The sequence below is a fragment of the Paenibacillus sp. P4_A7 genome (genome assembly GCF_056402455.1).
Map to the genome: position 1 here is coordinate 1 of NZ_JBFUHJ010000020.1, position 12,318 is coordinate 12,318.

General features: G+C 45.8%; 8 protein-coding genes. 1 reads left to right on the top strand and 7 read right to left on the bottom strand.

The window, feature by feature from the left end; translation table 11 throughout:
• Positions 1–185 precede the first annotated feature (185 nt).
• From AC1DWN_RS05275 to AC1DWN_RS05300, 6 genes are all read right to left on the bottom strand, one after another.
• Positions 186–2,159 carry a glycosyl hydrolase family 28 protein gene (locus AC1DWN_RS05275; protein WP_477557886.1) on the bottom strand — a complete coding sequence of 658 codons (1,974 nt, stop codon included), beginning with the start codon at positions 2,157–2,159 and terminating at the stop codon, positions 186–188.
• 62 nt (positions 2,160–2,221) lie between these two features.
• A complete protein-coding gene (locus tag AC1DWN_RS05280) occupies positions 2,222–3,118 on the bottom strand; it encodes a carbohydrate ABC transporter permease (RefSeq protein ID WP_477557887.1) in 897 nt (298 codons plus the stop codon).
• Positions 3,119–3,135: 17 nt separating this feature from the next.
• The gene (locus AC1DWN_RS05285) at positions 3,136–4,050 is read right to left on the bottom strand and encodes an ABC transporter permease (RefSeq protein WP_477557912.1); all 915 of its coding nucleotides are present in this window, start codon (positions 4,048–4,050) and stop codon (positions 3,136–3,138) included.
• 73 nt (positions 4,051–4,123) lie between these two features.
• Positions 4,124–5,857 carry an extracellular solute-binding protein gene (locus AC1DWN_RS05290; RefSeq protein WP_477557888.1) on the bottom strand — a complete coding sequence of 578 codons (1,734 nt, stop codon included), beginning with the start codon at positions 5,855–5,857 and terminating at the stop codon, positions 4,124–4,126.
• Between the two features lie 147 nt (positions 5,858–6,004).
• The gene (locus tag AC1DWN_RS05295) at positions 6,005–7,621 is read right to left on the bottom strand and encodes a response regulator (protein WP_477557889.1); all 1,617 of its coding nucleotides are present in this window, start codon (positions 7,619–7,621) and stop codon (positions 6,005–6,007) included.
• Entirely contained in the window at positions 7,599–9,392 is a 1,794-nt protein-coding gene (locus tag AC1DWN_RS05300) for a sensor histidine kinase (RefSeq protein WP_477557890.1), read from the bottom strand. Before AC1DWN_RS05300 ends, AC1DWN_RS05295 begins: the two co-directional genes overlap by 23 nt.
• Positions 9,393–9,741: 349 nt before the next feature.
• Between AC1DWN_RS05300 and AC1DWN_RS05305 the strand changes: the two genes are divergently transcribed.
• Entirely contained in the window at positions 9,742–9,927 is a 186-nt protein-coding gene (locus AC1DWN_RS05305; RefSeq protein WP_477557891.1) for a hypothetical protein, read from the top strand.
• A 435-nt stretch (positions 9,928–10,362) separates the two neighbouring features.
• Here AC1DWN_RS05305 and AC1DWN_RS05310 read toward each other — a convergent pair whose 3' ends face one another.
• Complete coding sequence (locus tag AC1DWN_RS05310) at positions 10,363–12,297, bottom strand: DUF8034 domain-containing protein (RefSeq protein ID WP_477557892.1); 1,935 nt, start codon at positions 12,295–12,297, stop codon at positions 10,363–10,365.
• Between the last annotated feature and the right edge of the window lie 21 nt (positions 12,298–12,318).

Below are 12,318 nucleotides of genomic sequence, written 5' to 3' on the forward strand. Positions count from 1 at the left end.
CAGCCGTACTATCTCCGAAGAAAGCAATCGGGAACTTGCTTCCTTGCAGCCACTCCGTCCATGCATCGTTAAAAGTGAATATTTTTCGCGGTATCCGTGTAACATTTGATTCATTGAGTGGATTTGCGCGCAAAGCTGCACCTCCTTGGACGATTAATGGCAAGTTTGGTTGGGCTCATTAGGTTCTATTTAAACTTTATATCCTCATAATACCCCTTGAATTCTATATACTGTTGCATGTTATTAGAAGACAATAAAGTATCATTAATTTTAAAATTGTTAAACAAAATTCCCCGTACATTATGGCTATCGTCAACACCAGATATTAGAGATTTTCGCGGAAGCTTACCGCGGTAGAAAATGTTATGAAAAGAGATGTTGCTTACAGAGCCCTGTGAAATTCCAGGAGCCATCTCATCTGTCTTGATCTGAAAAAGCATAGAGTCCTCTGGAGCTTCAAACTCATCGATATGAATATTTTTAAAAGCAATATTGCTTATTTTGTTTTCTCCTGTTGCCCAGATTTGAATCGCACCGTTATATTTATTCAGATCCCATACACCTCGCTGATTCAAGATATAAATATTCTCAAAGTTAACCTTATCGATAGTGGCGTTTGGCGTGTCACCCAAGCCTAGTAATATAGGACGAGCATTATCTGCCCAGAAAATGGAGTCCTTCACCGTTATATTTGAGCTCTCTCCATAATGATAAATTACAAAGTTATCGTCCGTTGTTCTTATAAATACGCCTGATACAAGGGCGTTTTTGCTGCCTGAGAGGTGTATGCCATCGGCATTAACCATTGAACCGAAGAAATTAATGTTTTTGATCGACGTTTGGTCAGTAAAGTTCATAACAACCGACCACATAGGATAATCGATCAGTGTTATACCTTCCACCGTTGAATTTGAGCCTTTGGTAATCCATATCGCTCCGCTTCGCCCCTCAGCGTAATTTCTAGGCCGCAATAGATCACCCCCATACATAATACCGCGGCCCCTAATTGTGATATTGCTCTGGTCATCTGCAGAAATTGACCCTTTAACAACCGAACCTGGCGCCAAATAAACAGTTGTACCGCTCTGACTTATATAAAAAGCTTCTCCCGCATGCCAATTGCCATAGCCGGTAGATGACATATATGGAGTGGATTCATTGCCATCAACCATATTTAAGTAGCCGGGGAAAGCCCCTCTTACCGCTTTGCCCTTTGCAATATTCGTTGAATCGCCCCCTTTTTCATAGAGCCTGAATTCGCTTGCTATAGATGTCATTACATAATGACTTGATCCTGTATTTCCCAATAGGACAAGCTTTACAAACCTTGCCTTAACGTTATTTAAAATATCGGTGACTGTTCCTTCCGTTTTGTTCTCGTAGCCATCGTATATTTGTACATACGGGTCGTCTTCTTTTTCCTTGGCCTCGATAATAAAACGTTGCGGTCCTTTTGCAAACCATTGGGAGTTTGTTGGCAGCTGCATTAAATCAAACTTTTCCAGTTGAACTGTATCCTTAAGGTCAAGCTCAACCCACATACCCTTAGGCAGCTCGTGCTCGCCTGGCGTAAAATAATACGTATTTTTCCCGTCTGGTAAATAAAGAGGGACAGGATCACCGGGATTTACTACATAAACGTTCGCGTCATCCTGTGAAGGAGCATTGCTTTCAGGCGTGTTTGAAATAATGTGCAAATTGCCCTCACTCCAGCTGCCATTCACCATAATAGTTGGCTTTAATGGAGCCTTGCTATTTTGTTTAAGCGAGAAGAATAACGTGTTTCCCCCTCTTTTACTAGCATCTATTCCATAAGCTGAAGGACGTATTTCATAATCGTTTATTTCACCTACATTATAGGTTACCTTAAACTCAACTGTACCCGTAAAGTCAACGTTTACCATAGCTGCATTCGTAGGTACGTCCTGCTCCTTCTGCTCGCCGTTTTTTACGTTATATACGTAAAGCCCCTTCCAATCTTTCTTCCCTTTCTCGCGTATCCATACTGAGAAGCTATTATTTTTTTCTTTCCATTCGGGAGTTTCCCAAGTAACGATTTTTGAGGAGATCTTCTTGTCTCCCAGGTTCACAGCATGTGCCTCCACATTACCTAATAAGGCTGCCATCAAAAATAACACAAGCAGTAACTTCATCTTCATCACTCACCATTCCTCTCAATTTCATGTATAGTTCAGTTGAATTGTATAAATCGTTCGTCAGTTTATCCTTTCACGCTGCCCAGCACGATACCCTTCATGAAATATTTTTGCAAAAAAGGATAGAGAACGAGAACAGGCAGTGCAGCCAGAAAAATTTGCGAAGCTTTAGTTGTACGGTCGGATACTTCCGCTAGTGCTTTCATATCGTCCGCGGTCAGGTTTCCCCCAGCAGTAAATAGCTCCGTACTTACAACAAGTGTCTGCAGATAGGTCTGCAGCGGATAATTCGTCGGCGAGTTCATATAGATCAAGCCATCGAACCAGGAATTCCATTGACCTACGCATGTAAACAGTAGAATTGTCGCCAGTGCAGGCATCGATATCGGAACCATCATTTTCCACAACAGCTGCCAGTGTGTACAGCCGTCAACAAGTGCAGCCTCCTGAATTTCCTTTGGTGTACCACGAAAGAAATTGAGCAGCAGCACAATGTTAAACACCGCTACAGCACCTGGAAGTACAAGTGCCCAGACAGTATCGAGCATATGGTAATTTCGAATGACCATGTAAGTAGGAATTAATCCCCCGCTAAACAGGATTGTCACAAAGAAAAACCACACATAGAAGGTTCGCATGGGAAAGTCCGTTCGTTCCTTTGACAGCGGATAAGCGGAAATAATGACTACCAATAAGCTGATGATCGTTCCGAGGACAACCCGCTGAATTGAGACTAGAAGCGATTGTAAAAATTCCGGTTTGGACAGCGCGTACTTGTAGGAGCTCAGCGTAAAATCAATCGGCCACAGCTTAACCGCCCCCGCCGTTGCCGCCGAGCTTGAGCTAAAGGACAGAGCCAGTATGTTTATGAGAGGAAGCAAGCAAACAACGGCTAAGGCAATCAGAAATACATTATTGCAAATAAGAAAAGCTCTTCGTCCAAGTGATTCATTGAAGTCCATAACTGCCTCTCCTTTCCTTAAAAAATACGGTAACCGGCTAATCGATATGCCAGCCAGTACGATGCTCCTACAAAAATCAAAGAGATCACCGACTTGAACAGGCCGACAGCTGTCGCAACCGCATATTGGGCATCAATAAGGCCAAGCCGGTAGACGAAGGTGTCCAGAATATCCCCTGTCCGATAGACAAGAGGGTTATACAGATTGAACACTTGGTCGAAGCCTGCATTCAACACTCCGCCGAGGCCCAGTGTCGCCAGCAGTACAATGATCGGAAGCATGCCCGGCAGTGTCACATGGATTGTCTGCTTCCATCTGCCCGCCCCATCCATTATGGCTGCTTCGTATATGGTCGGATTAATGCTGGTAAGTGCAGCCAGATAAACAATTGTGCCAAACCCGAATTCCTTCCACACGTCCGTAACGACCAGTACATAAGGAAATAGCTTATCATTGCCGAGAAAAAATAACGGTTTCATTCCAATCCAGCTCATCACCTCATTCAGCAGTCCATGTGAAGGTGAGAGAATATCGATCAGAATCCCGCCCAGAATGACCCACGAAAGGAAATGTGGCAAATAAACAAGCGTCTGTACCGTTCTCTTAATAGATGATTTCCGCACTTCATTAAGCAGCAAAGCCGTCACAATCGGTGCAATTTGACCAAAGATTATTTTCAGAAATGCAATAAAAATCGTGTTCCATAACACCTGCCCAATTCCAGGCATCTGGAGCATAAATTCGAAATTATCCCATCCCACCCATTTGGATTCGAAGAAGCCTTTTGCGGGAATGAAATTCTGAAAGGCAATGACGATTCCTGCCATCGGGATATAATGAAACATAATCAACAATACGATTCCGGGCACCAACATCAGATGCAGGGGGAGATGCTTCTTCCAAGTTCTTCTTTTGACGGTCGCCGCTTGCATCGTCACCATTCCTTTCCATGCTCGCGGAATAAGGAAGCAAGCAAATCGAGCCTGCTTCCTCTCCATTCTCAAGCTATTGTTTAGCCTTATACCATTCATTGACCTCAGCCGTAATCGCATCCCCGCCAAACTTCTTCCAATCGGCAACAAACTTATCGAATTCACCTATATCCGCTTGGCCCATGATAATCTTCGTGAACACTTCCAGCTTCATCTTATCCAGTGTGCTTTTCTTGGCCGTCATCGTAGGCGTACTCGGTCCCGAATATTCGTCTACCAGATACTTGTTATCCTTCACATAGTCGCTGACTACATTCATGCCGCCTCCAGGTCCAGCCCATTTATAGGAAGACCAGGCCTGCCCTTCCTCGTTGCTGTCTGTAAATTTCCCCGACAACCACAGCTGGTAGAGATCGTAATGATGCTTTACATCGGCAATCGGATTATCCACATAATTCCCGGTATCAACCGATGCCTGAACGCCCCGGTGAATATTAATCAACTCCAGCGGATCACTTATGATGACAGCTGCAAATGACGCTACATTAATTTCTTTATTTTCTCCGCCGTACCAATAAGCGTCCAGTCGTCCTTCCGGACCATACTGCTTCTCTACCGCAAAATTAAGCAGCTTCACGAGCGCCTCCGGATGCTTGAAACCTTTGCGAACGACATAATAGTTCCCGACCGGAATGCCGCCTGAAGTGCTGGCTGGCTGGTCGTCAAAGGAAATCAGCGGATACGGCTTCCAATCCGACTTTTCCTTTTTGTAGTGATCGGTCAACGGCCACCACACGGCGCCCTCGCCTGAGTAGAACATGCCCGTTTTGTTGGCGGCAATCAGCTCGTAAGCCTTAGCCTGATCCTTAACCGCAAACTCCGGATCGATTAGACCTGCTTTGAACATATCCTGCAGTTTCTGCAGCGCCGGCTTGAGTCCCGGCTGTATATCCCCGTAGACTAGCTGGCCGGAGTCATCCTTGACCCAGCGGCCCGGATAAGCATGGAAGCTTTCGAAGAAGCCCATCAAGGAATTCAAATCCTTATTGATTCCACCCAGTCCTATTGTGTCCTTCTGGTTGTTGCCATCAGGATCTTGATTGGCGAAGACCTCGGCGATTTTATATACGTCCTCCATCGTCTTAGGCTCTGACAAGTTAAGCTTCTTTAGCCAATCCTGTCTGATCCACAGCATCTGCGCCCCGGTACCCGTGAAGGTAACACCAGGCAGTGCAAGCAATTTGCCTTCGAAGGTTGAGGCCTTCATTCCGTTGCCGCCATCATTGGAAATGACCTGCTTCGTTTTATCTGAGGCATATTTCTCGAATACTTCCGTCATGTCCTCGACCATATCGGCATCGACCAGGCGCTTCAGCTCATTAGCCGATACCGTTAAAATATCCGGAATATCACCGGATGCAATGGTGACATTCATTTTTTGCTGCCACTGGGTCTGCGGAACACTCCAATTATTAATTAGCTTAATGCCAAGCTCCTCTTCATAGGAGCGGTACCAGATATTGTTGTCTATGCTGTCTCCCTTCTCGAACTTGATGGATGGCGGCAACGACCTTACGGTCGTCACTTCAATCGCAGGCTCATATTTGCCGAGCGGATCAGAATCCGCCGGGTTTTGGTTTTCTCCCGTATTCTCTGTTCCCTTGCTGTCTCCTATGTTTGCAGTGTTTTCTTTCTTGCCATTGCTCCCATTAGCTCCGTTATTCGTATTGCTGCCGCATGCTGTCATAAAGAGAAGCATTACCGCTGCGGCGAAAATCAAAATTCGCTTCAGACTCGTGTGTTGCATGTTCAATCCTCCTTTATTTTGTAAACGCTATCACTTGCTTGAATCAAGTATAAGCCCGTTACATGGACTTACGTAACAGGCCAATTCTTTACCTCTGCTTATCTATTTTTTACCTTTTTGCAGAAACTTGCCAAGTATGACCAAGTATTATTTTTCTTCGAGCGCTCGGTAATCCTGAGGTGTATGACCACTTGCTTTCTTGAAGAACCGTGTAAAATGGGGTGGTGAAATAAAGCCCAGCGCAGCACTGATTTCATGAATTTTCAGCTCCGGTTGAAGCAGCATCCGCATGGCTTCCTTCAGCTTCGTCTCATGGATATAAGCAAGCAAATTCGTGCCCGTCACCTTTTTGAAAGCTCTAGATAAATAAGATGGGTTCCATTGTACAACTTCTGATAAACGCACCAAAGAGAGATCTTCACCCAAATGGTCGTGAATATAAGCCTTCACAAGATCAATTGTCTGATCGCGGCGTTCCGTCTGATCCTTCTGCTGCAGCTCAAAGATTGTGATCGCCAGCCGATAATAATAGTCCATCCATGACTCCGGATCAAGTTGAACACCTGAAGGTTGCATTATAACTGACAAATCGGTGCGAGCCGATAGACGCTCCTGCAGATTGAACCGATGGATATGGCGCAAGAAAACGAGAGAAAGCGCAGAGTAAACCGATTCGAGTCCCATAGATTCGACTGTGAAACGCTTCCAGGCGGCATCGAAGGCTTCCGTTTGGCCGTTGGCCAAATACTCGCCCAACAGATCCGTTTTGCGCAGCATCTTCGTCCGATAGAGCTCCGTCTCATCGAATTCGACCTGAACAACCCCATTCCGTTCGCCGGATTGACGATGATATTCATGCTCCAGCATAGCCCAGCGGTCGGCGATATCTTCCCACTCGCAAGGCGACCTGTCCAGCAGACAAAATAGCGAAATATCAAAGGATTGCAGACAGGCAGCCTCAGCGTTCTCCGCATATTCCCGGACAGCTAATAAAATGCCATTCCATGAAGCAGACTCTTCAAGCTGCTCATCAAGATGGCTGGCTACCGGTTGTACGAACCAGACCATTGTATCCTTGTCGACAAATATATATTTCATATGCAAGTGAGAATAACCGTACTGCTCCTCGATCACCTTCATCCCTGCATGCAGCTGCGCCTTTCCGGCCTGCCGCACACCGAAATCCACACTCAGCAGCTTGCCCATCATAAGGAAGACTGGACGTTTCGGATCCAGTGGAATGCGCAGCTCCTCAAATTGGTTGGACCTATTCAGCATGTCAGACGTTTCGCAATACAGCAATTCACTTAACAGCTCATTTTGCAGCAACGGCAGCGTTTGTTCCATTTGCTGCATCACTTTGGCCATAAGTCCTTCAATCTGCTGTTCTCCGGCTATATCCTCCGCAAGCTTGCCGATCGTCTCCAAAATCGTCTCATGACCTTCCGTCTTAAGCAGATAGCTGGTATTGTCATAATGAATAGCCTCATACACATAATCAAATTCGCTATGCCCCGTCAGAAAGACAACCTTGCTCCTGGGCCACAGACGGCGAATATGCTTATGGAGCTCCAATCCTCCTAGAACGGGCATCCGAATATCGGTCATTACAATGTCGAACTTTCCCCTCCTTAACCATTCGAGTGCCGTCTTCCCTGAATAGGCCTTGTATAATTCGAACTCGGACGGAAAACGTTCCTGCAGAAGTGTGTAAAGTCCATCCGCAATATCGGGCTCATCATCAACAATTAACAACCGAAGCATACTCCTTGTCCCCTTTCCATATGGCCAACCGCACTTCCAATCCTCCTAGATGGCTTCGCCCCACGCCTATTCCGCCTCTATCCCCGTATTTCAAGCGCAACCGTCGATGAATATTCAGAAGGCCGGTCGTTTCAATCGTGCTTTCATCCGTTCTCAACAGCTGCTCTAGCGTCTCCAGTCGTTCCTGATCCAAGAATGGGCCATTGTCTTCCACTCGAATAAGCAGACAATCTTCCTCCTCCTCGAAAACGATAGATAGAAGTCCGCCTTCCTCCATATGGTCAAACACATGTTCGAAAGCGTTTTCAATTAATGGCTGAAGTATAAGTCGCGGTACCATCACCTCTCGGTAAGAGGCCGGCACCTCACCGCACTGGGCCTTCATTCGCAGTCGAAAGCGCCTTCCCTGAATTTCCGCATAGATCGTCGCGTGTTTGGCCTCTTCGTAAAGCGGAGCCTCATCTGAGGAATTGCGGGTAATATACCGTAAATAACTGCCCATCTGCGAAGCGAACTGCTTGGCACTGTCATGATCCTCTACCGCAATCATGTTATATAGGGTGAAATAGCTGTTATATAGAAAATGCGGATTAATTTGCGACTGAAGCTGCTTGAGCTCAGCTCGTTGAACTAATATTTTGTGCGTATATACCTGTTCAATCAGTTCCCTCATATAGCGAGACATTTTATTAAAGCCCTGGTGTAAATAACCAAACTCACTTCGGCTATTCTCGGTGACCGTTACGTCCAGCTCGCCCTTTTCCATCTTCCTGAACGCCCGCAGAAGTGCCAGCAGCGGCCGATGGATCATTCGGTACAGGGAAAGACAGAGCACAATCATAAAGACGAGAAACACCGCTATTAATACCCAGAACAGCTGCTGGTAACGATGTATATTGTTAAACAGATGTTTCTCAGGCACGTAATGAATAAGCGAGAAACCGAGCAGCTGCGAGAAACGGGAGGATACAAGCACCCGGTCATCTCCCTGCCCCACGCTGCTTATATTCTCGTATGCATTAGGCACACCCGATTTATATTGATCAATGTACCGGTCTAAATATGGATTCTCGAAATGATGAGTGCGTATCATAAACTCGCCGTTAGGATCGCTTAGAACGGAGCCGCTGTTCTCACTGCTTTCTAGGGCGGAAAGTGACTTGCTCAGCTCATCCGGAGAAAGCTCTACTATAATGGAATACAGCGCATTTTCACCTTCATACAGCCCCCGTACCTCATGAACGAGTACGATATACGGAATATGGTCAAGGAAATATATCGCTTTTCCCGGACTCTTACTGGCAAGCTCGCTGGTAGCATTGAATTGTTCCTGCAGCATCGCGCCCGTTCCCTGCATAGCAGATATCGTGCGGTTGATGGAGGGAATATGAACGGACACATCCGAAATATATAAGCTGCTGTTTTTCAGTGCAAACAGCCTATCCTGCACTATAAGAATGGCCTGGCTTTTGTCGTATTTGTTCATATAGTCGGGAATAACCGCCAGCTTGTTCAGAGACTCGTCGTTAATCAATTCAAACTGCAGCAGTTGAATCCGTTCGACTTCCTTCTCCATCGTACGTATATTCGCTTCAACCCGAGAMTCCATTGAATTAGATATCTCCCGACGAAGCGACTCCCTCCCTCCAGAATAGAAGTTATTCCCGATCAAGATAATCGGTATCAGCATCAAAGCTAGCAATAAGGCGAAGCGAAACAACAGCGAGCTCTTCATCCTTCCAAGACCTGTACGGATAAATACCACCTCCATTTTCACCAAGATTCCCATGAATAGGAATCTTAGGATCGTTTTTACACCTTCCTATTATTTATAAAATTACTCTCAAAAGCAACAAAAACAATAGTTTCATCGTAAGTCATTGTCTATTTGTCTTAAAGTTTGACATCACCCACCAACTCCCCCCAAATCCCTCTCTCCCCTACTCCCACAAGGCATCTCAGCCTCACTTCCCCCTCTCAACCCAAATCTCTCTGAACGCCATGTTTGACTGAAAACCGAGCTAAATCATCGAGAAAAGCCCCCATCAAAAACACAAATCGAACCGTAAAAGTTTGACTGTAGGCAGGCGGAAGAGCAGGAATAAACATGGGGATTAGGTTTGAAAGTGAAAAGCAAGACATGGAATGAGTCAGAGATTAAATCGAGAAAATGCCTGGGCCGGCAAGGGATTAGCGGGATATTGATCGAGAAAAAGATCGAGGAAGAGATCGGATTGAAAAAGAAAAAGCCGAGTGAAATCAGGAGGAAATACCTGAAATCAGTTCGGCTTGTAGTCGTACCTTAATGCAATTAAAGTTTGACGTAAGAACAGGGAAAAAAGTTTGGGGAAAGGCAGGGGTTAGGAAAGTGCCGAGGAAAGAAGATTGGAATAGCTTTTGAACCGGATAAAAGCGAGAGTGAAAGCCTGAGAAGTGCTTGTGTGATGCGGATTGCAGTGGCTCTATATGCCGGAGGAAATGCCTGAGAAAAGGATTGAAATGGCATGTGAGGCTTCTTGGAATGGATTCCTGGGTAAAAGAAAAGCCGAGCAATCTCAGGGGTAAATGCCTGAAAATCGGTCGGCTTGCGTCAAACTTTAAGTGGTGAGTGGTGAACTTTGAGTGATATTGGTAGACTTTTATTTTGGTCTACAAACAACTGTCAACAGAAAATAAAGTATTAGACTCAGTGTCTTTATTCCATGCGGCTTTTCGAATTGTCATAATAGTAATTCCCCTCACTATTCTCGACCACGAATGATTGTTACGATTTCTTTCGGATCGCCCCATGGTGTTGAATAGGTCGGCTGGTTGATGTAACGTTTCATCGTCATTTGCAAGCAAATTCCTGCACCAGGAGGAAGCTTAACTTTGAACCATTTGCCGTCTGCTGGCACGGTTTCCTGTATAAGTCCATCCTGACTCACAACTGTGGCTGTCTCGAACTGATGCTCACCGAATGTTCCTGCTTGAATAATAACTTGCTTGTCTGCAAACAAATCGATGTTAACTAAACGCAAAGTTACAGAATTGCCATCCAACGCTTCGACTAGCGCGGCTACACCATCTGGTAATCCTGGCCGCTCGGCATGCGCGTCGAAGTAGCGTACGCGACCGTGTTGCAAACCACCATGTGAAGTGTGCATTGGCGTGCCGAGCGTCAATTGTAGCAACCCTTCAAAGTATACCGGACACATTTCCTGCCATTTGTGAATGCTGGATAAGGCACCTAGACTGAATCCGTCAGATTTCCAATTTTCTGGATCCCCTTCTTCTGAACGCATTTTCTGCAATTGGCGGGATATCAATTTGAAATTCGCTTCCAAAATCTGTTCCGGATATTGAGGACTTTTCCCTCGCATATAATGGAACCATTGCACGGTGTTGCCGTTATAATGTTTGGTACCTTTGCCCGTTTTTGGATTTCCTCCAGAATATTCTGGCACATCAATGTCTAGATCATACTGATGCTTATCAATCCGATCTACACGAGTTGCGTCTTCCTCTGCCATCGACACCGTCCATAGATGAATCGGATATAGAGGGTTCGGCAGGTGATAAGCGGTCCAACCACTGTCGAAATGTTTGTTCGGTGTTACCCATTTTCCATTTTCCTCACGACCCAGTGCCCAATTCTGATCAAGCTGCTCGCGCGCTAACTGCAATTGGTTCAAATCTCCACTTAGAAGTACTGCGTTCATTGAAGCATTGACAATCGGTTCAATGATCGTTAGGAATCCATGCGGCCAGCGCCATCCATAATAGCCCCCCCACCATTTCCCATCGTTATACTCTCCGATTTCTCCAGAAAGACCAATGTTATCAGGAATAATTCCACCGTTCTGTGTCGCCCGTTCCTTCCATGCTTGCACGTAATCGATAACCCAATCTTTCAACTTTTCGTCGCCAGAGTACATATATGCATGGGTGATCAGCCCCGTTGCGTTCAAATTAAGCGGCACATCGCCCTTTGACATCCGTTCGTTCATTAGACGAATAATATGTTGATATACCTCATCGTCCGACCAAGCGCATTTACCGCTAGCAAAATCTACACCAGGAATATCTTCATAAGGTGCCAAATAGTCATCAAGAATCCCACGATGCGTAGACCAGTCTTCTTCAGACATTTCGTGGCGAGGCCCTTTGCTACCCGTAATCGGGGAACGAATTAACTTTTTCTCCGAGTCGTAGTTTTGCGCCTCTAGATCTTCACCGGTATACAGGTTTGCAAATCGCTGCGCACGCTGGACACTTTTCGTATCAAAAGGGTCTGCTAGTCCAAGGAAATAAAAGAATAAATAACCTTCCCCATGATGCATCCAATCATAGTAGGCGTCGAAATCACGATAAATTTGCCCGTATTCCGTCCACTGCCATGTTATGCCTTCCCAGATGTGAAGTGCCATCTCGCGTAGCTCTTCATCTCCACCTAGTGCATATAACAAAGCAAGATACATAAACCCCTCATATGGATCATCCGAACCATCCATCCCCGGCCAATCGCTGCGCCAGATCAGCGTTCCATCTGGACGAACATACTTCTGGACAAACTCCTTCGCTGCTTGGTTCAGCGTGTCGAACAGCTGACGCTGCATCAGCGCCCACTGTGGTGGGGTCCATGTTTCCTGCGCCGTAACAGAAGCCATTACCGATATATTGCTTTCCAATCCCATCTCGTCATGCCTCCCCTAAGT